Here is a 25,772-nt window from a genome sequence, read left to right on the forward strand (position 1 = left end):
ATTTTTACACTTTTCTTCTTGATTTGATGTTTACTAGCCTTTCACGGCCCCCAGCGTGATGCCGCCGACAAAATATTTTTGCAAGAATGGATACACGCATGCGATCGGCAGCGTAACGACCATGGTTACGGCAGCACGCAGCGTATTGCTGGATATATTGCGATATTTCGAATAAGCCGCCTGCGCGTCCTGAATTTGCTGCAATGCCTCCACCTCAAGCAGAAGTTTGCGGAGATACGTTTGGAGAGTATCCCACTTCCCGTTCGAATTGTACAAAATTACGTCAAACCATGAATTCCAGTGGCCAACAGAGCTGAAAACGGCAATAGCGGCGAATACCGGCATGGAAATAGGGATCACGACATTGACATAAATGCGCAGTTCGGAAGCGCCGTCAATCCGCGCGGACTCGAACAACGACTCCGGCAAACCTTGCATGTATGATGCCATCAGAAGCATGTAATACGCATTGAGAAGGCCAGGTATCCAATATACGTTAAACGTATTGGTCAGCCCGAGATTAACCATCAGCAAATAAGTAGGAATCAACCCGCCGCCAAAATACATCGTGATCAGGAACAATATGCGCATGAATTTTCTTCCGGAAAAGTTGCGGATCGTAACGATGTACGCAAGAAGTCCGGTCATGAATACACAGGTGACGGTTCCAACAACTACACGTAAGACGGAAACCCATAAGCCTGAAAACAGCTTTTCGTTTTTCAGCAAGAACATATAGGAATCCAGCGAAAAAACCCGCGGAAAAAAGTAGATTCCGCCCCGAGCGGCATCCACTCCGTCATTCAGGGAGATCGCGAGCAAATTTACAAACGGATACAACATCAGAAACATAAACACAATCATAAATGCAATGTTAAACGCATCGAAAATACGACTGCCGATGCCGGGCTTTACTGTTGTCGGATTCACTGTTGTCCGCCTCCCTATAAAATCGAAGTATCCAGCGCTTTTTTACTGATACGGTTCGCAGTGAGCACTAGCACAAGCGAGATGACGCCCTTCAATAATCCGATCGCTGCGCCGTACGAATAATTGCCTAGCTGAATTCCGTACTTATAGGCATACGTATCGATAACTTCGTGATATTCCCTTGTTTGCGAGTTACCTATCAGCAGCTGCTGCTCGAAGCCTGCATTCAAAATGCCGCCGATCCCGAGAATAAACAACAATACGATGGTCGGACGAATGCTTGGCAGTATAATATGCCACACCATACCGAACCGCCCCAGACCGTCCACTTTACCCGCATCAAACAGTTCGGAATCCACGCCGGCGATCGCGGATAAGTATATAATCGTGGACCAACCGACATCCTTCCATATATTGGTTGTGGTCAGCACGCCCCAAAAGTACTTGCCTTCGCCCAGGAAGGCGATCGGTTTGTCGATAAAACCAAGCCTCATCAGCATGTCATTCACGAATCCTTCATTGCCCAACGTGGCAAACAAAATGCTGGCTACAACTACCCACGAAATAAAATGCGGCAAATACGATACCGTCTGAACAAAGCGTTTAAAGATTCTTCCCCGCAGTTCATTGAGCAGCAGGGCCAATACGATGGGCGCCGTAAAACCGAATACGATGCCGAGCCCGCTGATTGCCAGCGTATTGCGGAGCACATGCCAAAAATCGGGAGAGTGGAAAAATGTTTTAAAATGCAAAAAACCTACCCATTCACTCCCGAGTATCGGTTTGCCGGGAAAGTAGTTCATAAAAGCGATGATGATTCCATACATCGGCAGATAACAAAAGATAGCCACCCATATGATCATGGGAATGCTGATCAACCACAACTGGCGCTCCTTATATAAGGTCCGCTTGATAAGATCGAATCGCGATTTTCGTTGTGTTGGTGTATGTACGACTCCGGCGTTCATCCTGGCCACCCTCTTTCTAAAGTCAAAAATTTTCCGAAACGGGAGGAAGGCTTCCTTCCCCCCGGCTCATTTGCGTTATTTCCAGTTCTTCATGCGATCTTTATACACGTCGGATCTGTATTTCTCGATGTCATGCAGTCCAGCGCTATTCAGTTTTTCCTTCATATCATTAAAGTTTTTCGTCATCTCATCCTCCGTTTTGCTCATAACGGCTTTTGCCCACAGCGTTTCTAACTGGTCGTCGATTTGCTGCTTCGTGATGAGAAGCGGATCATTCGCCGGGATCGTAATCGAGCCCATCGAGTTATCGTAGATCGTATCCTTCAAGTTATCGTTCATGATTTTCTTCCACTTGGCTTCGTCGTTAAAGTTCTGGTCGAACCAGAGGGTACTCTTGCCGTCGTCTTTCATGGTCCCTTGGCCTTCAACCAACATCAGGTACACCTGACCCAGCATGTCGGTTTTTTCATAATTCCATGTCGCGTTAATGATCGCTTGCTTAGCTTCCTCTACCCAGCTCCATTTGCCATTTTCGAATTTCCAAACTGAATCAGGCTGGTTCGGGGCGCCCCAACCAATCAGACGTGTCCCCATGTCCGTAATCGAAAAGTTCATCCATTTCACGATATCCTCCGGATGTTTCGCCTTATCCGTAATAATCGTGAATGTACCGCCGCGTGCATTTTTAGGGGATAAGTAGGCTTTTTCTACACCAGCAGCTTTCAAGGCCACCTGCAAGTATCGCTGGTCTTCTTTCCAATCCTTATTCGTTTTCTGCCATACTTCATGCCCCGCGTTCCACGACTGCCACCACCATCCGATGTGTCCCATGATACGTTCAGAAGAGAATTTCGCCTTCCATTCATCGAATTTGTTAACGAACGTATCCGGATCAAGCAAGCCGTCACGGTAAATTTGATTCATGAATTTCGTCAGCTCGAGGCCTTCCTGCGTATTTACCCAATGAGTCATATCTCCTTCCGGACTGACTTTATAACCGTTCTGAAGCCCCCACATGCCGGCAAGCGTCGGTACCATATTCGTTGTAACGGGCGCTATTCCTGAAAGCGCATACGTTTTTTCGCCTTTTGCGTTCTTCGGATGCGCAGCCTGCATTTGCTTCAAAATGTCGTAATATTGCTCGGGCGTTTCAAATTTCGGCGATCCCATGGCCGTATACCAATCATTCCGAATATGGGCCGAAAAATCCGGGATCGGCAGCATTCCCCAAAACTTCGGCAGCATGTAAAGCTTGCCGTCTTGACTAAAATACGATTTGAACCATGGCTCCAGCTGAGACTTGATGTTGCCGCCGTACTTGTCCATATATTGTCCAATTTCCACTGCTTTGCCTTGGTTAACCCACTGCTGAGCCTGTGACTCGGTCAGATTCGTAATCACTTCCGGGTAATCGCCGCTTGCAAGCATGAGGTTCACTTTTTCCTTTTGGTCCACATCGTATACGATATTGTTCAGTTTTACATTAAATTTCTCGAGAATGTACTTCTGAAGCCCCGCCTGGTATTTGTTGACTTTATCCGGATTATCCTGTCCGGAATAGAAATTGATCTCGATCGTTTTTTCGGGAACCTCCCAACCGAATTCATTGACTTTTTTTTCAGTCTTCTGGCCCGTGTCGGTCTGCTTATCTCCATCTGCTTCCTGTTCCGGCTTTGATCCGCCGCATCCGGCAAGCGCTGACAATGAAAAAATAACGGTAAATAACAGCATCAAGGATTTCTTCACAAATGGACCTCCCTCAATTTGAATCCGCTTACAAAACTATTGTTAGAGTAAATATTACAACACAATTCATAGTACTCTGCTGACATCACCTCAGTTTATGAATGATCTAAATATCACTAAATTTACTAAATACAAAACCTTTATGTTGTATTATTTAGTAAATTTATTGAGGTTATTTTACCATCGTCATTTCGCATAATCAATAGAAATTATGGATAAATAAAAATAAAAAATCGTTGCTAAAGTTGGCATTGTTTTTGATAATACTATCGTTCAGATCTGGAAACGGTGCTCGGCATATCAATTTCAATATCTCCGTTTCGCAATATTTACTGAATTTAATGAATTTTATTTACTAAATATTATCGTTTCATTTTTTATTATGAAAGGCTTTATCTTGGCTCGTCGGTTTCTGTTTTCGCTCTCTCCAATTCATTAAAAAAGCAAAAAACCAACAATCGTTGGTTTTTTGTCTTCTTATTTTGTTTGCTTTATACAGGGGAATACCTAACCTCAGGAATTTTGAACCAGAGCTTTACTTTCTTATTGCAGCCTCGCATCGGCCCAATCCGCATGGTCGCTGTTGATGCCGTCGCCTGCGTCGGTTACCGTCAGCACCAATTCGTTCACACCGTTTACGCTGACGTCTATCGCTTGAGGGGAGCTGGCATTATTTATGATGCCGCTGTCGAATATTTTGCTGCCGTCAGCATCCTTTGCTTTGACGGTGAAGCTATAGGGTGTAGCTGAGGCTAGGAAGTAAAAAAACGCCGCTGAAGGTTAGTTCGATATCGTTCAGCATACTTCTCCGGCTATTCATCCATAACAAACCGACCAAAGGGCTGGAGAAATCAAAATACCCTATCACTAGCCACATTCAGAGTTACAACTCTCCTGTTCTTATGCCGCACTAGATGCAAGCACCGCTCTTTCGCTCACCGAATTGGATTGTCAAGAATAGGAAAGCAGTATCGGTGCAAAATGAGCGGCGACATCTTTGCATGATGCCGCCGCTCTAGTTCGAATAAATTATCACGTTATAACCGAAGGACTACGATCAGTTTATACACTGGCGATTCGGCCGACAGTCCATTCAAGCCCTTTGGAAACGACTGTCACGGCAATATTGCCGGGCGCTGAATGGGATTGCAGCAATACCGTTGCGATACCGGCTTCTGCACGAACCGGATTCTCACCAACAACGACTGCAGGGCCTTCAACCTTAAAGAGAACTTCGTTGCTAGCCGAAGGCACCACGGTGCCGTTAGCATCCAAAATCTCGGCATATGCAAAGACAAAATCGGAACCGTCGGCGGCAAGCGCTTTACCACTTATATCGAAACGAATGTTAAGTTTTTTCGGCTCCGTAGGAGTCTGCACCACGCATTCCGTTACTTCCTTACCGCCAATCCGTCCTATTGCTTTCAACTCGCCCGGTTCATACTTTACTTCGGTAAACGTAAACGGCGCACGCTCTAAATTACGGCAATTGCCTCCGTCATACGGGAATACCCTCATGTCACCAACATACGTTTTTCCTTGTACACCGTCATTCTTCCACTTATGCTGTTCTTCGTCAGTAAGCCAGTAATCCACTTCGTACCCCGTAATACGCTCGCCATATTCCGTATCCGGTCCTTGATCGGGCTTTCTTACGCCGACCGAATGCCCGTTTACGAAAAGCTCCACTTCATCGCAGTTAGAGAAAACGACAACCTTGGCCGGGGAGGTCCGTTCAGTCCAACGGTTTGCGATATATACCATCGGGCCACAGTCCACATGCTCATAAGCAATATCCGGTCTTCTTTGGCTCTGGTAAAAATAATAAACATATTTCGGCAAGCGGAACGTATCGAGTGCGCCGCATTCGGCTACCCACGGGTAACAGCCGCGATTATGATCGATACCGAGCCACGAGGCGTCGCCAAGCGACCAGCGGTTTCCGCGATTGCGGTTGAGCGACCATTGATAGTTCCACGCCTGCAGCAGCAGCTTCTCCTCGTCCGCACCGCGCGGTACCCGACTCGTACTCTCATGGCCGCCGAATTCGTAGTCTCCGTATTCCCGGTCGAATCCGCCTTTGTCCGGCAGGACTTCTTCGAGCGGCCGGCTTAAGTTATCATCGTTCCACATGGTATACGGCACGTCGAAATTGACATAAGCGGGATTTACCCGTCCAATCGTATCTCCGGATGTAAACATTTGATCCCCCGGGTATTCTTCGTGAGCAATCAGATGGCATTCGTGAAAAAATTCATCCGTCGCCCCTCTGCGACCAGGGTATGTTTCGTTCAGGCTAACCTCCCACATGATCACGCAGGGGCGATTCCGATCGCGCCGAATCATGTCGCGAATATTTTGCCGGACGATGTCCTGAAACTCCCCCTCCTCACAATATTGCCAGCCGGGAACCGGTTCGACAACCATAAGCCCCAGTTCGTCACACGCGTCAAGAAAAGCCGGCGATTGCGGATAATGACCGAGCCTTACGAAGTTGTACCCGCCTTCCTTCAGCTTCACTGCATCGCGATAATGGGCATTATTCGATGCCGCGTTGCCGATGTAAGGGAATTGCTGATGCCGGTTCGTTCCACGAATGACAAGCCGCTCGCCATTGATCGTAAATCCGCCCGATTTGCTAAACGAGATACTTCGGATGCCGATCCGGGTATACTTTTCGTCAGCGATCCGATCGCCATTCCAGATTTGAGTCCGCAAACTGTATAAATTAGGGCTGTACGGGTGCCAAAGCCGCGGATCCACCACCGTCAGCGATTGGGTGAACGCGTGATCGCAACCGGGGGCAACAGTTTCGGCCTGGCCTTCTGCCGATGCTGCCACCCGACCTTCCTGGTCAAAAAGCGATGTAACCACTTTTACGCGTTTTCCAGTGTCATGTTCGTTTACTACGTGAGTTTGCACTCGGACCGTTGCTGCCTCTTTCGATACATCATCATACCAGACGAAGACACCGCCACCCGCCTTGATTCCGGCATAAACCGCATCGGTGACGTGCAGTTTGTCTGTCACATGCAGATGCACGTTACGGTATAGCCCGACGAAGTAGGAAAAATCTAAGCTGGACAGCGGTTTTCCGGGAGGGATTTTCCCGTTATCCCGGTTGTCCAGCCGGACAGCAATGACATGGTCAACCCCAGTTTTAACGTCGTTGGTAATATCGATCGTAAACGGCAAATAACCGCCCTTATGGTTCATCTTATATTTTCCGTCGATCCATACATCAGCCACGTGCATAGCGGCTTCGAATTCGATAAACAGCTTTTTTTCCGCATCTTCCTCGGATACGGTAAAATGCTTGCGATACCAGCATATCCCTTGAAAATGCAGATCGACGTGAACCGTTTCGATTTGCGGCGTATGCGGTAAACAGACGGTTTCCCAATTTTCATCCGAAACATGCTTTTGCTCGGCTCCTGCCAGGTCATCGCGAATAAACTTCCAGTTGCTGTTAAAATTCAAAGTTTTTCTTCCCTCTGTATAGAAATTCATCATTTCTGCCTCCAAACCATTTTATTCCCTAATCGTTTAGCTCGCTTCCATTGCGTTCCAGATTTCCGTTTCCGGCTGCGGCAGGCCAAGCGCTTCCACCGCGGCTCTTGCCTGCTCTGAAAAATGCAGCCCCCACCGATCGAAAAACTCCAGCAGGTTACGGCCGCTCACCTTGGAAGTCATGAACACGAAAAGATCGACCTTCTGCGGTTCGTCATCTTCTTCGTCCATGGAAACCTGATCAAGCGGAAGCTCGCGGTAAGCGATATGTAAATCTGTGTAAAACTTCCATCCGAAGGCCATTTGCAGCTGCTTAATCATGACAAGTCGTTCGAAAAAGCCGACATCTTCAAAATTTTTGTTCGTATAATCGCTATTCGTAAATTCAAGCGCCCGATCGTAATACGTTTTGCCATCCTTGCCAGTTTCGAACAAACGGGAGCGGTTTCCGTACAACGACTGGATATGAATCGAATGCAGGTTGACGGTTACTTCGATGATCGGATCCCAGAACCAAGGGATTTGTTGGTAATTGTGCCCGAGCTCGTGCCAGAACCCCCAAGCATTCTTCTGAATCACGTCGACGTCGACTGCTTCTTGAGCAGTGACCCCTTCAAAGAACATGATCGGGTAACCGGAATGCATCCATCCCGCGCTAATCTGTATGTCAGCGACAAACCGCTGCGGATTATCCGGACTCCGATGTGGGAACGGCCGATCCGGCGCAACGCCGACAAGTCTGTCGTAGTGATCGGCGATTTCGTCCCATTTACGCATAAGCTGCTCCGGCCGGTCCAACTCGCGGATATTGTCTGCCGGCACAGTTACGATGATGCGATTGCTCTGCAGCTCGGCCCACGGCACTGGATAATGCCTGATCGTTTCGTTCCACTCCTGCTCGGTCGTTTGACCGAGCACGAAATACGGCGCACGTACTGCCCCGTGGATCGTCACATTTACTTTCGCGCCTGCCTTCGGCTTAGCCGGAATCAGGTAAATCAACCCGCCGTAAGGGCTGTTTATTCGATTGGTTCCCGGCTTTAGTCGCTGCCTCAGCGCAACGATCGGGGCTCGGTCCCATTTAGGGGTGTCGCACAAATTGTCCGTATGTACGCCGATTTGCACGTCCAAGTATTCAGTCCCTTCCGGCACATCCACCGTCACGACTTTACCTGCCGCTGCGTACAGTCCGGTGCTGCGCCAATTTAGGGGGGCGCTCAGCATGCGCATATAGCTTAAATCTAAGTAGCCGAAATCAATCTCAACAACTTGATCGTACACCGGCTTGGCCTGCTCTCCAACGCTCCGTGGGAATACGTCCACGTACGGCGATTTGACGTTGTCCGGATCAAGCGTAACTTGCTGGAACATATACGATAACACCGCCGCGGTATAAGGCTGCTTCGCTTTGTCGAACGGCATCGGCATCGGCTTCGCTTTTTTCGCCTCGTCCTGGATGACTTTCAGCAGCGGTGATTCCTCCGAAAGGGAACGAATCGTGCCTTCCACTATGGCAGTGATTACTCTGACTTTGTCCTCTACGCTTGCTCCTGGTTTGCCGACGTTCAGGTCATCGAACGAGAATTCGCCGCGTTCAATCGCCATCGCCTGGTCGAACAACTGCAGTGTGTGGGTAGCTTTTACCTGTTCGAACGTCTGCTCTGGCAGCGTATCGCCTGGCCGCACATACCACTGCGCGACGCTGTCCAGCAAACATAATCCAACCAGGTTCAGCAACTTTTGCAACGGATAATCACCCAAACGCACCGCACGGTCGTGAGCCCTGCTTTGAAAGGCTTCCGCCGGCGGGGAGCAGAGCAACCATCCTCTTTGCGCAACTACAACGCTGCCGCCCTGCTGGATATACGCTTCGAGAACGGGCACGTCGGCATCGTCGATGGATGCATCTACATATGCAACCGGATATTCTTTAGGATCTAGCGTAAAAGACGACCAGCGGTCGACTTTGACCAGCTCCACTGGAAACGAAGCACCTGCCGCAAGCGTGTCGGATGTTGTTGCAAGCTTCAGTGCTCCTTTGCCGTCTAGCGCATCTTGGTAAAGACTATCTGCTGCACCTCCATCTGCCCCCGTGCCTCTTTCCGTCAGCCAAAGCAATATGTTCCGCACAAGCAAACCGCATTCCGATTGCTCCGTTTCGAGCAAATTAAAATACAACTCGTTGCCGACAGCAACAACGCGCCCTTTGCCGTAACGAGCCGCTGCGATAATCGGGTTCGACTCAGGATTTATCCATACCGAAAATGCGGATTCTCCGATCGCAGTTACCCCGCCGCTTCTCACAAATGCGGGAAGTGCTGTAACATCACGATGGAAACGTTCGTAATCCTTTTGCTGGTCTACAAATATTGCGTTGGTTATGGTCATTTTGAACAGCCTCCTAGTTTAGATGAAATAGAGGAAGTGATCATGGTTCCCTTCACTTCCTCTTCATAACAATGATTTCGTTTATGTTATTGCCCGATTGATTTCAACAGGTCCGCTTTTTCCTTGGCAACCGCCTTATCAACATCGTCAGCAATTTGCTGCAGCGCCGCCCTTGAATCCTGGTTCGTTTTCATTGCTTTTTCAATACCCTTGTTCCATATTTTACTTGCTGTACCATCCAGGGCGGACGGGTAGTCCGGCGGAATTTTATCCACTAACGAAGCAAACAGCTCATTCGCTTTTTGCCCGCCTAAAAATGCATCCGTGCTATCGGCTATTTCAGGCAGCTTTAACGCCGGTTTAAACGCGGGAAGCGAGTTATACCTAATAAGTTCTTTTTGACCTTCAAGCGTCAGCAAAGTATATTCGACAAATGCCCACGCAGCCTCTTTGTTTTTGCTTTGCGAAGGAATGGCTAGAGCGGATCCTCCTCCAACCGAATACGTGTTCAGCGGTTGGCGACACGCGCGCCATCTGCCCGAATTGTCTTTGGAGTCGTCCTTAATGTAGTTCACATACCAGGAAGCGCTCCAAGTCATCGCCAGCTTGCCGTTGTTCATCGCCTGATTCCATGCGTCGCCGTTGAAATTGGCGGCAAGGCCGAGCTGCTTCACTTTTTTGGACAAATCCAGCCCTTGAATATACTTGTCGCCCGTACGATTGTAATTCAATTGGTTGTCGAAAAATCTGGAGTCGCTCAACATATCCAAAATTTCGGTATCATACTCAAGAATATATTTGCCCTGAGCCTTTAACGTCTGGGCCATATTCATGAAATTGTCCGGGTTCTCCATATAAGTGGCCAGCTCATCAGGATCGGAAGGGAATCCGTTCTCTTCGAAAATGTCGGCCCGGTAGTACATGACGCCCGGAGGAGCATCAACCGGAATCGCCATCAGCTTTTTGCCGTCTAGCGTGTGGAACTTCTTCCATACGTTCTCCGGAAAATTGCCTTCATACCGTTTTGCGTCGAACGGAGGCTGCAGCAAATCAACAAAAGCGTCGGTCGTATTAAACTTGCTGAAGTAGCTTTGCTCCAGCAAAACGACATCCGGCGCACCCGATCCGGCGGCAATCGCCGTTTTCAATTTGTCAGCGATTTCGTAAGTAGCGCCGTTTCTAAGATTTTTCACTTTAACGTTAGGGTATTTTTTATTAAAGCCTGCAATCACGTTTTCAAACGACTTGTCGGATTCTCCAAGATGATGCCAAAGTGTAATTTCGCCAGACAGTTCCGTATTGACTGTATCTGTTTTGGCTGCATCGCCGGGAGAGTTCGTATTAGCTGTTTTTGCGTCATCATCCTTCGAAGTTTGGTCATTTGTTTTTGCATTATCTACAGTATTTGTTTGCGCGCCCGTATCTTTATTTCCAGATACATTGCTAGTTCCACCGCATCCAGTTAATACGGTGACTAACGTTAAAACGAGAATGATTGTAACGAAAAACATCTTTTTCATTCAGTACCCTCCCATTTTTCAATTGATAACATATGTACCATGTTGAATCAGCAAATTGCTCTAGCCGAGCAGCTATTACCTCCCATTGGCGGTCGTGTAATAGCGGTTTCAATCGCCGGCGATCCCGGTTCGTTCAACACTTTCCACAAAATAACGCTGCGCAAACAGATATAGTGCCAAGATCGGCAATATCGACAGCAGCGCCCCTGCCATAACGCGATTCACCTTCGTCGGCGGTTCTCCGATGACCGATTTGGTTTCTGTGAGTTGTTTAGCCCCTTCGCCTTGTCCTTCTCCGTTCATCTTTGATAATTGCTGCGTCAAGTTAAACTTCTCCGAGTCCATCAAATACATCGTCGGCTCGTATGTATCGGTCCAATGCCATACGATCGAAAACAAAAATACGACAAGCATCGCCGGACGCGCGAGAGGAAACATGATGGAACGAAACGTACGGAATGCTCCCGCCCCGTCGATAAGCGCCGCTTCTTCCAGCTGGATCGGCAGCTTGCGGAAAAATTGGATGAAAATCAGAACGAACAACGCGCCCTTTAACCCGTGGCCGAACACCCCCGGCACTATAAACGGTAAGTAAGTATTCAACCAGCCCAGATTACTGAATTGCAAAAACAGCGGAACAATAATTGTTTGCGGTGGCACAAGGAATGTGAACAGTACGAGTGCAAGCCATAAACCACGGCCTGGAAAACGGAAACGGGCAAAGCCGTAGCCGATAACGGCGCAACTTACGACCTGTACGACGGCGCTGCCAAGCGAGATGATCGTACTGTTCATGAAGCTCCTCCAAAAATCAAGCTGCTGAAAGGCGTAAGCATAATTGGTAAACGACAGCTCCTTCGGAATCCATTTGACGGTCGCATCGGTAACGTCGCCGGCCTGCATAAGTGAGCTGCTGAAAATAAACAAAACCGGATAAATGAATACGAACGCGAGACTAAGCAATACCGAATAAATGAACAGCTGGGATATGAACGTCTTCGCCCGCCGTGCGGCCGCAAGGCGCAGTGGCGCCATGGCCGCCTCTTTGTCCGCCGCGATCCGTTTGAACGTGGCGACGTGCGTCGTGACCGTATCTCTGTTAATCGCCATACCGTTACCTCCTTTCTTCGGCCGAAGCACGACGGAATATCAAAAATACGGCGCCGATCACGAGAAAAATGAATACAAAATAAATCCAGCCGAGCGCGGAAGCGTAACCGTAATCGTTTTTATTGAACACGATGTATTGGATATAATCCATCACACTGTTGTCCACCTTCGTGAACGAGCTTACGATGCTGAACAGCGTATTGACGAGAATCATCGGCATGATCATCGGAAACGTCACCTTCCAGAAACTTTCCCAGGGGGTCGCCCCATCGCATTTCGCCGCTTCATACAACGTTGTGGAGATGCTCTGAAGGCCGGCTAGGAAAATCAGGATTTGGACGCCGGAATCCCACATGATAAGCGTGATTGCATCCATCATTTTCAACAGTGGGAACAAAATTTGCCCCGGCACGTAATCGATCAGCTTGCCGACAAGGTCCACCTGATCGAAGATCGGCAGCCTTGTCGCCCCTTCCCCCATTAGCTTCTTCAACACGGCCCCCGATGCAATGATGACAGGCAGGAAGAAAATACCGCGGAATGCGATACGGCCGAACAACTTGCGGTTTAGCAATAGGGCGCTGAACATCGCAAAGACGAGCGTAAGCGGGACTTGAATGACAATGTTCGTAAATGACGTGATGAGCTTCGGAACAAAGCTCGTATCAACTGTAAACGCGTTATTGTAATGCTTCAGCCCAACTTGGGTCGCTTCCAGACCACCCGACATGATTTTTAAATCCTGAAACGAGTACATCAGCGATTTGAACAGCGGAATAGCCATAAACAGGAAGAAGCCAACGATCCAAATCGATATGAATGAATATCCTTGAACGATATGCCGTGCTCTCATCGTAAGGCCGAGTCGTTTTTTCATCGTAAGCTTCATCCTTTCCGCACCAAGTAGTCATAAGGCTGGATGACATCGTCCCCGACGTGGGCCGTTTCGCTGTCGTAATTTACGGTAATCTGCACACCGTTCCCATACGTTGTCCGATACACGTAGGTGTCCAGCTGCTCATGGTCGGTTATCTCCTGTCCCTCCACCAAACCCAGCACCTCGTTTAGCTTCTTATATTGGTCGATTGACGGCTTCAGCCACTTGCCGTAGTTCGAGCTGAACAAGCCGTCGACCATCGTTCGTTTCAGCAGCGAGCTGTCCTCGTACGTCAGAAGGTAGCTTGGCATCGCTCCGTATTCGAGCAGCCGGAGATTCCATATGCGGGGATCGTCCTGCAAATTGGACGGAGCGCCGGTATAAGGAACAAGGCCGCGTACGGCAATTTGGTAGAAGGGAACGGAACCATCTTCGTAGACGTAATGGCTGGAATCCAGCGGGACACCGTCGATCCGGTCGACGTGGCCGAGCGCATAAGCGAAACCGTAGTCAACCGAGGCACGCCCTGTTTGTAAGCGCATCAAATCCATCGCCTTCGTCCACGTTTCGATTGTTTGCTTCCGGTTGAACGGAGTATCTGAGCTTTGATCCGAATACAGTGTATCGCCCATATACTGTAAATGGATGCCGCCTGCGCCAAGCTCGGCGAGTTTGCCTGCTTCTTTGGCGATATTCTTGTCATACACGCGGTCCGGCTTCAAATAATAAAACAGCTTCGAAGATGGTTGATTCGTCGTCACCCATGGATCTCTGACTTCCATAACTTCCTTGTTGAGTCCGCGAATCGAATCCCGTGAAGGTTTTAATGCATCGCTGCCCTCATAAGGCTTCACGTAATTCGTTTTCAAGTACAGCCGGATTCCTTTCGCCTTGGTGTAATCGGCCAGCGCTTCGAGGCCGCGGTTGCCGCCGAGATTACTTTCGGCCGGGAAATGATCCGGTGCGTTACCGTAAATGCCGTCTTTGGACCAGCCCTCGTAAGTGACCTCAAGCGAATCGATACCCGCTTGGGCATATCCATCCAAAATCTCTTTCGCCTGCTTGAACGTCGTCATCGAAACAAACGTACTGCCGATCATATCCTTGCGCAGCACACCTCCGAGCAGCTGCAGCTGGAAGGCAGGACGCTTGGTCTCAACTGGCTTAACACCTTTGACGCGAACCAAATAGTCACGGTAGGCATGTGCCATGCCGACATAATCCGCCTGCTCGCCCTCAAGTAGCACGAACCGTACGGCCCGGTCTCCGGGAATCATCTCCCGCTGCATGAGTGGAATTTCCCCGGAACTGCCGATAAACACGATGTCGCTGTTGCGATAAATCAATTCCGCCGAAATCCGATACAGCGGAATATTGCGTAGGCCGGTCGGCGTTCCGTTGATTTTGGCGTCCGCGTCGCCATCAGTTACGATTCCAAGAAAGGCGGTATCGTCCTTGTAAATGCCGAATACCGGCAGCGCTGCCGCTTCATGCGGGCCGTAGCTTTCGAGCTCGTTCTTGTTGTAGGTGACCTGCTTATACACGGTCGTCATAAAGGCGTAGTCTCCGCCGTAAATACGCTCGCTGTACGGTTCGAAATAAGTCTGATGGTTCGCTTTGAACTTGACGAGCGCTCCCGAACCGTCAGGAAGGAACATCGCGCCCTTGGACTGCTGAGGTGCTGCCCCGAAAAATGGAGCTGGCTCCAAGCTGATCAGCTTGGCTTTGCCCTGCTCATGGATCAATTGAAACGGAATGCGGACTTCAATCCCTTCGTCAAGCAGTTTATATTCCAGGGCAAAACCAATTTGAAGCTCCTTAAGCTCGTATTGCACCAACACCCCTTGATCGGTCGTTTTCACGGTCGTTTTTGTCCCCTTCTCCTTGGAAGGATACGTCTGGCGCACGTCTCCGCCTTCCGTATAGCGAATGTGAACCGGCGACTCGACAAACTTCTGATTGGCAGGGGGCATCTTTTTGTCGAGCGGCGGCACTCCCCATTCGTTGCCGCTGCGTTTGCCGACGAGACGTATTTGTCCTGTTTTTTCGTCAATATATAGCTTGAAGTTCGAATTTTCGGCAACCTTCTTCTTGGCCATTGTCTGCTTATAGGATATGGGATCAGCCGCAGTCTCTTCCGTCACCGCAACTGATTTCTCCGCTGCCGTCTGCTCTGTTGCTGTACCTGCTGTACCTGCACTTTGCATTGCCGCGGTTGACACAGCCTGGTCTGATCCCTGTCCCGCTGTATCGGAGGACGCCTGCTGCCCAGCCCCGCCGTCTTCCGCTTGCGAGAAATACGGGGAGGTTGACGTAAAGAACAGGATTGCTAAAACTGCGAGAACCGCTATTTTTTTGGCTTTATTCGTCATCGATTGTCCTCTCCTCCCTACAAGCGGTAATTGATTTCTTTATAAAGTCCGATCACGAATTGGATCGATTGGTTGATCAGCCCATACAAGAGCATCCCGATAAACCAAATGATGAACATGCCGATGATCGTCAGCAAAGTAATCCACAGCATTTTGCCGAACGTAAAATCGTGAATGATTTTGACCTGCAGCAGAATTAAGTAGACGACCCAAACGAATATGAACACTTCCAGCCCGTTATACATCATGGCTTCCGATTTGGCGAGAAGATTGCTGACTATCGCCACCGGCACGGACAAGGTGATATATGGTATCAACGTAAATGCGCTGCCTACGAAAATCTGTTTAAACTTGCCCTCTCCGTCCATGATGGAGCTGACACCCCAATTTGTGACCGACCAGGTCAGCCAAGGAACGACGATCCACGTCGATTCGATCAAAATCGAAATTTGGTAAGGCTCCCGCGTCTGGAACAAAAATCCGGAAAACGTCAAGGAGAGATAATGAGCCAAAATCGCCAGACCGATCATGACGAAAGCATAGTGCCATTTCGCCCGCTCCTGGATATCTTCGAAAAATGTGATCGGGTGAAGCAGCGCCAATTTTGCAAGTCGCACCGTATTCATGAAGCACTTCCCCCTTCGGATACCGCGATTTTTGATTTGCTGCGTTTGCTTCTCCATTTCCGGTACAAGCGGAATCCGATTTTGAGCAGGATGTAAAGCGCAACCGCACCGCCCGCGATCCAGGCAAAATGCTGCCGCATATAGTGCTTGCGGTATTCCAGAAACGCAGCTGAATAATCATCACGCGCTTTGGCTAGCTCGAAATAATCCATCGCTTCGCGGTATTGTCCGGATTTGTAAAGTGCCTTACCGATCGCCTTATAAGCCAAATCGTAGTTGCTGTTCATGTCCAGCACTTCCCGCCAAGGTTCGGCCGATTTCTCGTAATCTCCGTCCACGTATAAATTCGTCGCTTCGTGCACCTTGTCCGCGAAAGGCGTCGTACGAAAACGGTCGATCCGTCCGCGCGTCCGGTCTGCGATATAAATCGTGCCGTCCGACGTCTCCGAAATAGCGGATGGCGTCTTGAACAGCCCGTTTTGCTCGCCGATGCCACCGAAAATAAATAACAAATTACCGAGTTTGTCGTATTGGAACGCTCTGCCTGTCGTTTGATCCAACGCGGTAAACACGCCATTATCGTTCACAGTTACGTCAACAAACGTTGGAAACAATCTCTCCCAGTTACGGCGGGCCATATGATGATCCCCGTATTCGATGTCAGTCAGCGTATTGACGCCAACGGCACTCAGCCGCTTTACCTGACTTGTCGGAATGCCGAGCGTCGTCGTGTAGACGAATCCTTCCTGATCCTGGATCAGGTTCGAAAATTCCGGAGGCTTTTCGTTCGATAACTGCTCCTTCTGCTCTTGTGTGGCCATGAACTTGACGATCGTTTTTTCCCAGCTGAAGCCAAGCAGGTTGGCGCCAAAAAAACCTTTGAACGCTCCATTCGGATCGATCTGCAGCAAGCCTTGGTACGCTCCTTCACTAACGACGATCATATAATTCCGTTTATCGATGATGAGCTTGGAAGGCGAATAGACGAAATCCGTGCCAAGCAGCGGGCTTTGCGGGGGCCCAAATTCCTTGACGAACCTGCCCTCCCGGTCGAACGCGACGATCCGGTGATTCAGCGTATCGGCAACGAATACTTCGCCGTCTCCTGTGACATAAACGCCTTTCGGGCCGTTCAGCTGCCCTTTGCCTTCCGAATCGCCGTACATGCCGAGCAAACGCTTGCTCTTGTCGAAATGAACGACCCGATTATTGCCCCCGTCGACCGCATATATCGTATCGTCTTCTGCGACGAACAGATCCTCCGGCTCCTTGAACGGACCGGCGTCCCAGTCATAGCCGTCGATCGAATCCCGATACAAATATCCGTTGATCGAAACCGGCGTTTCCTCAGATTGATTATAGGTATAACCTTTATACGGGCTTTTGGCCGCAGCCTCATTCGGCAGCGCAAACATCGCCAGCATCACCAATATCAGAAGCGCGGCCATCGCTCGTTTCGAAGTCGATCGTTTCATGAAATCCGGCTCCTTACCCGTTAATCTTTTATGCCCGAATGGGCCATCGTCTCGAGAACCATGCGCTGCGAAATGACGAACATGACGATGCTCGGAATCACTGTGAGCAATGCCGCCGCCGCACCGGCTCCAGCTTGGGCGATCACTCCCGTCCCTCCGCTGATCGTAGATAACGCATACGGCAGCGTTTTCATACTTTCCGATGTCGTGAACAGCATCGCCGGCCCGGGATCGTTCCAGGTGCTGATGAAGCTGAGCAACACAACCGTAGACAAGGCGGGCTTCAGCATCGGCATGACGATCCTCCAGAAAATAACCCATTCCCTCGCGCCGTCGATTTTAGCCGCCTCCAGCAGCGCATCCGGGATTTGATCCAGGAACTGCTTCGTCAGGAACAAAAACACGGGCGCCGCCAAGCCGGGAACAATCATGGCCCAATACGTATTCATCAAACCGAGTTTGGTGATAACGAGATATTGAGGGATTTGCGTCACCGCCGGAGCGAACATCAGCGCAAGAATGATCATGGAAAAGATCTGTTTGCGAAACGGCATCTGATGCTTGCTTAGAGGATAAGCCGCCATCGCCGAGATGACGACTCCCAGACTGACAGAGGCGATCGTAATGAATAAGCTGTTAAAAATATACCGCGAAAACGGCACCGTAGACGCGCTCGTGATCATCAGCAGATCATTGAAATTTTTCAACGTCGGGTTGATGACGAAAAACCTAGGTGGGAATAAAAACAGCTCTTCCAGCGGCTTAAACGCGGTCGAAACGAGATAAACGAGTGGAGCCACCATCAGAATCGCGAAGCAAGACAGGAATAAATAAAGAATTACCCCTCCCCAGTCCACTCTTCTGCCTTTCACCATGGAACCCGATAAAATTGTCAACAACGATCACTCCTTGTTTCCAAGCCATTTGAAAATAAATCGGTTCAGACCAACCATCATGCAGAATAAGACAACAGCGATCGCCGATGCGTAGCCCATCTCAAAGCGGATAAACGCGTAATCGTGCAGGTGGGTCAAAATGGTATGTCCGGCATATAACGGGCTCGGCATACCCGCCAGCTCAACGCTGACGCTGAATACGTTGAGCGCTCCGACCACCTGCATGACCGCACCGAACAGGAGCTGCGGCTTCACCGCCGGAACCGTAATGTACCACAGCTCTTGCCATCGGTATTTGACGCCGTCAATGGCGCCTGCTTCGTACATATCGCGCGGTACGTTCTGCAACCCCGCCAGGAAGGCGAGAAAACCGATTCCCATACTCATCCAAAGCGAAACGATCATAATGATCGGCAGAATCGTATTGACGTCCTCCAGCCATTGCCACGGCTCATTGATCAAGCCAAGCTTCAGCAGCCAATAGTTTAGCAAGCCGTAGCGGTCGCCGGAGAACAAATACTGCCAGACGACGGTCATTGCGACTCCGCTTGCAATCGATGGCGTATAATAACACAGCGTATAGAAGAACCGGTATTTCTGTGGAATTTGACTGATCAGCCAAGCAAGCAAGAATGCCATAGCGTAACCAACCGGTCCGGTAACGACTGCGAATTTCAACGTATTCCCAAGCGCCGTCAGGAAGATGTCATCGTCAATGAACAGCAGCCGGTAATTCGATAGGCCAATCCATTTGGGGGGCTCCAAAATATTAAAATAAGTGAAGCTTAACCCAAATGCCGTCAGAACAGGAATGATCGTAAACACCAGAAACAGGATCATGAATGGAGCGAGAAAATAATACGATACCCTGTTTCGCACGATGTCCGTCCAAAGCCCCTTAAGCTTGGAGTCCGCCCTCAAGGGGCGTACCCGTTCGCTCGTTTTTGTCTCTACCGATATTTCACTCATCAGCTGCCGCCCCCTTTCCCGTCTCCTTCTTGTCCCTCTACGTCAAGCCCGAATTCCTCACGTTTCTTCCGCAGCTCTTTGTTAATTTCTTTAATGCCGTCTTCGACGGCTTCACGTACCGTTTTACCGTTCAGCACAATTTCGTTCCACATATTCGTAATATGGCGTGTCGTGAAATAAGCGCCAAGTACGATCTCGCGTTCCTTGAACCAATCCCACTGTTGCAGCACGGAATGAATATCCTGGGAAGACCATGGCAGCCGTTTAAGCGCCTCTACGTTCGCCGTGTTCCAGCGCGCTTCGACGCCGAGAACCGATTCAAGCTCCGAACCGAATTGCTCTTGCACGTCGGCGCTGGTCCACCATTTCAAATATTCCCAAGCTTCGTTTTTCATCTTCGTATCTTTGAATATAACCGCGGTTTGCGCAGCCCCCCCTGTTGAACGGTTGATTGTACCGTCTTTGCCCGGAATGCCTGGCATCGGCTTCATCTCCCACCATCCGGTCAACTCCGGCGCCGCCGTGGACAGCAAAATATACGTCGAGTAGTCCGCTATGCCGATCGGCATTTCACCGGTGCGGAATCGATTGTAAAAGTCCGCTTTTTTGTTGATTTTGTAGTTCGTAAACAAGTCCGTCCACATCTTCATCGCCTTTAGAGCTTCCGGCGTATCGAGCGCAGAATATTTGCCGTTCTCGCGGTAATATTCGCCGCCATTCTGGAACAAGAACGGGGTGAAGTCGTCCGGCGAGTGCCCGTAATAAAAGTCCATGCCGTTCTGTTGCAGGAGCGGAATCAAATCCATAATGTCCTGCCACGTCTCGGGCGCCTTCTTGACGCCAAGCTGCTGCAAAATGTCTTTGCGGTAAAACAGCATGCTGAAGTTTTGATTTTCCGGAAGTGCATAATGCCCGTTATTGAATTGGTACGGAATGAGCGCCCCTGGCCGGAACCGTCCAGCGATTTCGTTATAATCCGGGAACTCACCCAGGTTGACAACGGCGTTTCTGACCGCGTAATCGATCGGAATATCCGCTTGTACTCCAAGCGCAACGTCTGGTGCCATTCCGGCGGTGCTTGACAGCATGAGCAGATGCATCGCTCCGGCCGGAATGACATTGATGTTCACCTTAATTCCGGTTTGCGGCGTAAATTCCTCGTCCGTCATCCGCTTGATGATATTCGCCCATTCCCGTCCGCGGGCTACCCAGACGTTCAGCACTTTGTCTTGTTCGCTGTACCGATTCCCGATACCGCCGTAGTCTTTGCGGAACGAGAGTAGAAAATCGTTCACCGAATTCCAGCTTTGAGCAGCCCAGCCTATGTTCGCATCCGGCCACGGCTGATCCGGCGACTTTACGATAAAATAATCGAGCAGCAGCCCTTGTCCAGTAAGGGAGGTCATCCATGTCCCGAGCTCCGCCTGTTTGTCGGAGAACTGATCGAGCCTTGCCGTAATCGTCTCCGGTTTCTTGGCCAAATCAAGCAGTTGGTCGCATGCCATGCCGAGTGTACTGACCTGGGAGCTGTCCTCTTCAACCCCAAGCGAATAGAGCAGCATCATGCCGTCCTGGAGATCTTTCGCCATCAGATTCAGTCTCGGAATTAAGTTCGGGATGCTTTTCTTAAGCTCGTAATCGCGGTTTGGATCGGGATTCGTTCCTGTCACGAGATAAATTTCCCGCTGCAGCAGCGACATGTGCTGCGTTACCTGCTGGACGATTTCGAACACTTCACCGAGCGAGCCGATCTGCATTTCCATCCGAATGCGGTGCTTTCCCTGCTCCAGATAAAATTCATACGGCTGCTCCTTGCCCCCGAAACCGGCGATTTGCCATCCGCTGCCATAATCGAAGCTGACCGCGTTCATCTCAGCGAACGGAATTTTGCCATCGATCGAAACCTTCCTCTGTACCGGAATGCCATTCAAGTAAGGATTTGAATACCGGGCGCCAATGTTGTACAACCCCGATGCGGGAACGTCGATTTCCCATTCAGCCCATTGACCGCCTTTGCGCCAGCCCGAGCCCCCGAATACGTTCTGAACGCTCTTATTGCTGTCATACGGCTCGGATGCCGGATTGCGGTCCTCTATCCTGCGCAAGGTTGGGTCGGATTTCAGTACCGCTTGCTCCGCTTGAAATTTCAGCAGTTTGTCTTTCGATTCCTGGCGTCCTTGCTGCAAATCTTGCTTATGTACATCTGCATATGAAGGCAGCTTATCCGGAGAAAAGACGTGAATTTCCCCGATCGCCGCCGGCTCGCGAATCACCGTCAGCCGAATCGTATGTTTTCCTTGGGTTAAATAAAACCGCAAAGGTTCAGATACCTTACTCTCGGCATCTTGAAACTCCTGGAATTGCCAGCCCATGACCTCTTCCTGGCGCGGATTGAATTCATTGCCTTGATTGTCTTTCCACGGCTCTCCGGCTTCCTTCCACATCCGTTTGAAATCGATCATTTTGGCCTGGAAAAACGGATATTTGCCGTCGATTTGCAGGCTGCGCAGGATGGACGCCCTCTTGCCAGGGATCGCATAATAGGTCATGCCAATTTGGTAAAACCCATCCCGCGGAATGTCTAAGGTGTATTCAGCCCAGCTGTTTTCGTCATTTTGGACGAGTGCAGTTCCGGCACGGCCACCAATAGAATCCTGCTTGCTCACGCCAAAATCGCTAACTGCCGCGTAATCTGCGCCCTGAATGACGATGTTCACGTTTTCGGCATCCTGTTTTCCTTCACCTTTCATTTGCTTGATGTATTTCAAATAAGAAGGCTCCAGCTTCGACTTGATGTCTTCCCCAGCCAATATCGACTGTGTGTCGACATCGCTGTACTGGGGAATATCCGCGAGTGCCGTATAATCCGCTTTTCTTGAATAAAACCACCAGGTGAACAACGCAACAGCGATTACAACAAGCAATAGCTTCGGTATTTGTTTGCGAAATGTACGAACCACCGGATTCCCCCTCTTTGTGCCATACACAAAATTGTTTCGTAAAGCGCACATTCGTTAGTTTATTTGCACGAAAAATGCGCGCAAACGGCCGAGATGAGCATCAGGACATTAGCCACCTCATATATGTAAGCGGATACATGATATGCGATTATTCTCCCAAAATATCGTTGCTTATGCCATGCAAAAACCGCTCCACTTTTTGACCATTTGTATTCAGGAATGTATATGTGCATGGTTTAATAGGGGTACCGCCAGCAAAACGCAGATTTACAACGTTAAGGACTTGTGGACACAATAATAGCCGGTTTTCACCACGTTAAGGGTGTAACCGGCTTTATGCCACCCTTGGTTCAGCGGCCGCAATGATTCTAAGGTGGTTACTCCTTTAGAATCGAAGCGGATACTCTCCAAGAAAGTTGATATGCTCCCATCCCAATGGAGACATATGTTTTAATAAGTCTTCTCGCAACGCTTCTTTCAACAGGCAGATGGTGATGGCCAAGCCAAGTCATTGCCTCCTGCAACGCCGCTTCTCTGGAGACCTTCTCCACGCTCTCCCAATTGTGAACGACCGGGCTCATCGAGACAAAGACGAGATCGAAGGCTTGGTTATAACTCCATTATATACTACGATACGTAGTAATTGCCTAGGTAAGCCGGCTTGACATTCACTACATAGTGTAGTAACTTCTAATCACTACGTAGTGTAGTAATTAGAATTGTTATGGACGCATAACAAAGAGTAAAGAGGTGTGCACCGTGAAACATGTTCAAAAATTATCGGACACGGAAATGGAACTAATGGAGGTAATATGGGATTGTGAGCATCCAGTAACATCAACCGAATTATTGGGTATTTTCGCTCGTAAGGGTAAGGAATGGAAAGCACAAACGATCTCTACTTTTTTATCCCGGCTAGTTGAAAAAGGCGCTTTAATCGCTACGCGGCATGGCCGGACCAATTCCTATGTCCCCCGTCTTTCATCCGCAGACTACAAACTATGGGAAACACAAAACGTATTAAACGGGTTGTACCAGGGTTCAGTAAAAAATTTGATTTCCGCGCTATATGATGGTGATAAGCTATCGGATGATGACATTGCAGAACTGAAGCAATGGTTCTCGGAGAAGTAGGAGCTGCCTATGGGACATTTTTTCGAACTGCTTGTCACGCTTACGATTGCGGGTAGTACCGTCGTAAGTTGTATACTGTTGCTGCGATTCTTTTCACCAACCATATTTCCTGCAAAATGGCGTTACGTAATTGGAAAAATGGCCGTATGGCTTTATTTATTGCCTGTGGCCTTTGTTTTGAAGAAGCTCATGGAGCTTTTTACTTCAAAACCGATTTTGACCGTTCTTACGCCCGGAATGGCCTCTGCGCCTGTTCAAGAAGTATCGACTGAACGCATAACGGAGTGGGTTTCGGGACAGTCCATCTCCGCTGAAACGGCTTTGGTATTGTTGAGCTTATGGGGTGTTGGGGCTTTATCCTTTATAAGTTGGCAGGTCTATTGTTACTACAGATTCATCAAAAGAATCCAAAGTACAAACGTGCCTGTGCCCAAGGATGGTGAAGAAGCCAAACAACTTGCTTCCAGGAAACAAGCGCTTGGGATAAATGGAACCGTACAGCTTGCATTTAACTCTAATGTCAGAAGCCCCGTTCTTGTCGGGTTGCTGAAACCAACCATATTGATTCCCATGAGTAGTCAGGTGGATATGGACTTAGGCATGGTCATTCAACATGAACTTATTCACCTGAGACGAAAAGATTTATGGATAAAAATGCTCGTCGTGTGGATCAGCGCCTTACATTGGTTTAATCCCTTCGTTCACCTACTACGCAAGGACATCCATACATGGAGCGAGTTTTCCTGTGATGAAGAAGTCGTGAAAGAAATGTCTTATGCAGAACGGAAAAGATACGGTGAAACGATCCTGAACGTCATGATTGGTTCAAGGGGACTACCTGTCAGTTTTTGCTCTACTTTATCCGGTGACGGGAAACAATTGAAAAGGAGATTAATGATGATGCTTAATGTGAAAAAGCCGAAAAAGAAAACATTGTATCTTACGGTAACAGCTGTTTTTTTAGTTGCCGTAGCTAGCACATCAGCAGCGGTTTGGGCTTCCGGCAATGTACCCCCTGTAGCGGAGAGTAAAACTAACGATGCTGCAACTGCACCCCATGAGGAGAGTAAAACTAACGATGCTGCAACTGCACCCCATGAGGAGAGTAAAACTAACGATGCTGCAACTGCACCCCATGAGGAGAGTAAAACTAACGATGCTGCAACTGCGCCCCATGAGGAGAGTAAAACTAACGATACTGCAACTGCGCCCCATGAGGAGAGTAAAACTAACGATGCTGCAACTGCGCCCCATGAGGAGAGTAAAACTAACGATGCTGCAACTGCACCCCATGAGGAGAGTAAAACTAACGATGCTGCAACTGCGCCCCATGAGGAGAGTAAAACTAACGATACTGCAACTGCACCCCATGAGGAGAGTAAAACTAATGATGCTGCAACTGCACCCCATGAGAAGAGTAAAACTAACGATGCTGCAACTGCACCCTATGAAAATAAAACTAAGCGATGATTTCTCCAAGTATCTGGGGTAGTACCATTGTAGCTGTCACCATGGGCAAAGAGGATGTCATTAAATTGGAAATTTATTGATGACCTCGTTATATTCCTGTTGGGCATCGCCGGCTGCTATGTATAACCGAGACGTTGTGCTTTTATCCACATGCGAATGACCTGGGAGAAAGAGTTTTTCTCCCGCGCCCCGGCCGTATCTGATAAATATTTAAATTACTTAAGCTCTTCAAGGGGTCCCGTCATTTGACGGCTCCCCTTTATGGAGTATCATGAATAAAGAAAAAAATAGAGCAAGGTGAGAGTTTGCACCTTTGCTCTATTTTTCATTTGTACTGTTTCTCCATATTGTCGATAAAATCTTTTGCATCCTTTAAGCTCAAATGAGTTGCTACACGCAATTCTTTAATGGCCTTAATCTTTTTTTCTTCGGCGATTAAATTTAACAATCTTGCTTGCAGCTCCGGACTCAGCTCGAGCGGTTCGCTATTCGTGCGCAGATCCTGACGACGATATGGATCAGCACCGTTCTCACGGCTTTTGGAGCGGAGCAGCAGCAGAATAATGATGAGCAGTAAGGTAATGATGAGCAAATAAATCGTTTCCATCACTGTAACACTCCTTTGGTAAGTTGAACTACAAGTATATCAAATTATGCATGCCCTTATAAATGCTTTGATAGTTATGTTCTATACCAATAAGATTGGACGAATTGCTTGTTTTACATGGAGCTTGTTAAAGTTCCCTGCAGTTCAAATCATGGTTTGAAGCCTTATTTTAGATTATATCTTGAGGTTTACGCAACGTGATACTTTATACTTC

17 protein-coding genes and 2 pseudogenes are annotated in these 25,772 nt (G+C 48.9%); 2 read left to right on the forward strand and 17 right to left on the reverse strand.

Features of this window, described 5'->3' with window-relative positions:
- Positions 1–33: 33 nt before the first annotated feature.
- The 16 genes and pseudogenes from L6442_RS15310 to L6442_RS33100 all read right to left on the reverse strand — a co-directional run.
- Positions 34–930, reverse strand: a complete 897-nt coding sequence (locus L6442_RS15310) for a carbohydrate ABC transporter permease (RefSeq protein ID WP_237100328.1) — start codon at positions 928–930, stop codon at positions 34–36.
- Positions 931–944: 14 nt separating this feature from the next.
- Positions 945–1,898 carry an ABC transporter permease gene (locus tag L6442_RS15315; RefSeq protein WP_212977945.1) on the reverse strand — a complete coding sequence of 318 codons (954 nt, stop codon included), beginning with the start codon at positions 1,896–1,898 and terminating at the stop codon, positions 945–947.
- Positions 1,899–1,973: 75 nt separating this feature from the next.
- Positions 1,974–3,644 carry a type 2 periplasmic-binding domain-containing protein gene (locus L6442_RS15320; RefSeq protein ID WP_212977944.1) on the reverse strand — a complete coding sequence of 557 codons (1,671 nt, stop codon included), beginning with the start codon at positions 3,642–3,644 and terminating at the stop codon, positions 1,974–1,976.
- A 543-nt stretch (positions 3,645–4,187) separates the two neighbouring features.
- Positions 4,188–4,364: pseudogene (locus tag L6442_RS33095) on the reverse strand (NPCBM/NEW2 domain-containing protein); the annotation flags it as partial.
- Between the two features lie 342 nt (positions 4,365–4,706).
- Entirely contained in the window at positions 4,707–7,157 is a 2,451-nt protein-coding gene (locus L6442_RS15325) for a glycoside hydrolase family 2 protein (protein WP_212977943.1), read from the reverse strand.
- A gap of 33 nt (positions 7,158–7,190) precedes the next feature.
- Positions 7,191–9,542: a M60 family metallopeptidase gene (locus L6442_RS15330; protein WP_212977942.1), complete on the reverse strand. Its 2,352-nt coding sequence runs from the start codon at positions 9,540–9,542 to the stop codon at positions 7,191–7,193.
- A gap of 86 nt (positions 9,543–9,628) precedes the next feature.
- A complete protein-coding gene (locus tag L6442_RS15335; RefSeq protein WP_212977941.1) occupies positions 9,629–11,062 on the reverse strand; it encodes an ABC transporter substrate-binding protein in 1,434 nt (477 codons plus the stop codon).
- 108 nt (positions 11,063–11,170) lie between these two features.
- Positions 11,171–12,172, reverse strand: a complete 1,002-nt coding sequence (locus tag L6442_RS15340) for a carbohydrate ABC transporter permease (protein ID WP_212977940.1) — start codon at positions 12,170–12,172, stop codon at positions 11,171–11,173.
- A gap of 4 nt (positions 12,173–12,176) precedes the next feature.
- A complete protein-coding gene (locus L6442_RS15345) occupies positions 12,177–13,049 on the reverse strand; it encodes a carbohydrate ABC transporter permease (RefSeq protein WP_212977939.1) in 873 nt (290 codons plus the stop codon).
- 8 nt (positions 13,050–13,057) lie between these two features.
- The gene (locus L6442_RS15350) at positions 13,058–15,421 is read right to left on the reverse strand and encodes a DUF5696 domain-containing protein (protein ID WP_212977938.1); all 2,364 of its coding nucleotides are present in this window, start codon (positions 15,419–15,421) and stop codon (positions 13,058–13,060) included.
- Between the two features lie 17 nt (positions 15,422–15,438).
- Positions 15,439–16,047, reverse strand: coding sequence for a YIP1 family protein (locus L6442_RS15355; RefSeq protein ID WP_212977937.1), 609 nt, complete (start codon positions 16,045–16,047; stop codon positions 15,439–15,441).
- Positions 16,044–17,522, reverse strand: a complete 1,479-nt coding sequence (locus L6442_RS15360; protein WP_212977936.1) for an NHL repeat-containing protein — start codon at positions 17,520–17,522, stop codon at positions 16,044–16,046. The genes L6442_RS15355 and L6442_RS15360 overlap by 4 nt, the downstream gene beginning before the upstream one ends.
- Positions 17,523–17,542: 20 nt before the next feature.
- Positions 17,543–18,418, reverse strand: coding sequence for a carbohydrate ABC transporter permease (locus tag L6442_RS15365; protein ID WP_237100329.1), 876 nt, complete (start codon positions 18,416–18,418; stop codon positions 17,543–17,545).
- 6 nt (positions 18,419–18,424) lie between these two features.
- On the reverse strand, positions 18,425–19,387 hold the full coding sequence (locus tag L6442_RS15370; RefSeq protein ID WP_212977935.1) for a carbohydrate ABC transporter permease: 963 nt from the start codon (positions 19,385–19,387) through the stop codon (positions 18,425–18,427).
- Complete coding sequence (locus L6442_RS15375; RefSeq protein WP_212977934.1) at positions 19,387–22,347, reverse strand: extracellular solute-binding protein; 2,961 nt, start codon at positions 22,345–22,347, stop codon at positions 19,387–19,389. Before L6442_RS15375 ends, L6442_RS15370 begins: the two co-directional genes overlap by 1 nt.
- A gap of 345 nt (positions 22,348–22,692) precedes the next feature.
- Positions 22,693–22,816 (reverse strand): annotated as a pseudogene (locus L6442_RS33100) (hypothetical protein); the annotation flags it as partial.
- 290 nt (positions 22,817–23,106) lie between these two features.
- On the opposite strand from L6442_RS33100, the gene L6442_RS15385 reads away from it, so the two are divergent.
- On the forward strand, positions 23,107–23,481 hold the full coding sequence (locus L6442_RS15385) for a BlaI/MecI/CopY family transcriptional regulator (protein ID WP_212977933.1): 375 nt from the start codon (positions 23,107–23,109) through the stop codon (positions 23,479–23,481).
- 9 nt (positions 23,482–23,490) lie between these two features.
- Complete coding sequence (locus L6442_RS15390) at positions 23,491–24,951, forward strand: M56 family metallopeptidase (RefSeq protein ID WP_212977932.1); 1,461 nt, start codon at positions 23,491–23,493, stop codon at positions 24,949–24,951.
- Between the two features lie 325 nt (positions 24,952–25,276).
- On the opposite strand, the gene L6442_RS15395 is transcribed toward L6442_RS15390, so the two are convergent.
- Positions 25,277–25,558, reverse strand: coding sequence for a ribosomal protein L7/L12 (locus L6442_RS15395; protein ID WP_212977931.1), 282 nt, complete (start codon positions 25,556–25,558; stop codon positions 25,277–25,279).
- Positions 25,559–25,772 lie beyond the last annotated feature (214 nt).

This window comes from Paenibacillus azoreducens (assembly GCF_021654775.1).
In the GTDB taxonomy this organism is placed as follows: Bacteria; Bacillota; Bacilli; order Paenibacillales; family Paenibacillaceae; genus Paenibacillus_AQ; species Paenibacillus_AQ azoreducens.

Coding starts and splice junctions, on each gene's coding strand:
- L6442_RS15335 (WP_212977941.1), bottom strand. CDS start 11,062: ATGAAAAAGATGTTTTTCGTTACAATCATTCTCGTTTTAACGTTAGTC.
- L6442_RS15315 (WP_212977945.1), bottom strand. CDS start 1,898: ATGAACGCCGGAGTCGTACATACACCAACACAACGAAAATCGCGATTC.
- L6442_RS15360 (WP_212977936.1), bottom strand. CDS start 17,522: ATGAAACGATCGACTTCGAAACGAGCGATGGCCGCGCTTCTGATATTG.
- L6442_RS15370 (WP_212977935.1), bottom strand. CDS start 19,387: ATGAGTGAAATATCGGTAGAGACAAAAACGAGCGAACGGGTACGCCCC.
- L6442_RS15395 (WP_212977931.1), bottom strand. CDS start 25,558: ATGGAAACGATTTATTTGCTCATCATTACCTTACTGCTCATCATTATT.
- L6442_RS15355 (WP_212977937.1), bottom strand. CDS start 16,047: ATGAATACGGTGCGACTTGCAAAATTGGCGCTGCTTCACCCGATCACA.
- L6442_RS15330 (WP_212977942.1), bottom strand. CDS start 9,542: ATGACCATAACCAACGCAATATTTGTAGACCAGCAAAAGGATTACGAA.
- L6442_RS15340 (WP_212977940.1), bottom strand. CDS start 12,172: ATGGCGATTAACAGAGATACGGTCACGACGCACGTCGCCACGTTCAAA.
- L6442_RS15345 (WP_212977939.1), bottom strand. CDS start 13,049: ATGAAAAAACGACTCGGCCTTACGATGAGAGCACGGCATATCGTTCAA.
- L6442_RS15390 (WP_212977932.1), top strand. CDS start 23,491: ATGGGACATTTTTTCGAACTGCTTGTCACGCTTACGATTGCGGGTAGT.
- L6442_RS15325 (WP_212977943.1), bottom strand. CDS start 7,157: ATGATGAATTTCTATACAGAGGGAAGAAAAACTTTGAATTTTAACAGC.
- L6442_RS15350 (WP_212977938.1), bottom strand. CDS start 15,421: ATGACGAATAAAGCCAAAAAAATAGCGGTTCTCGCAGTTTTAGCAATC.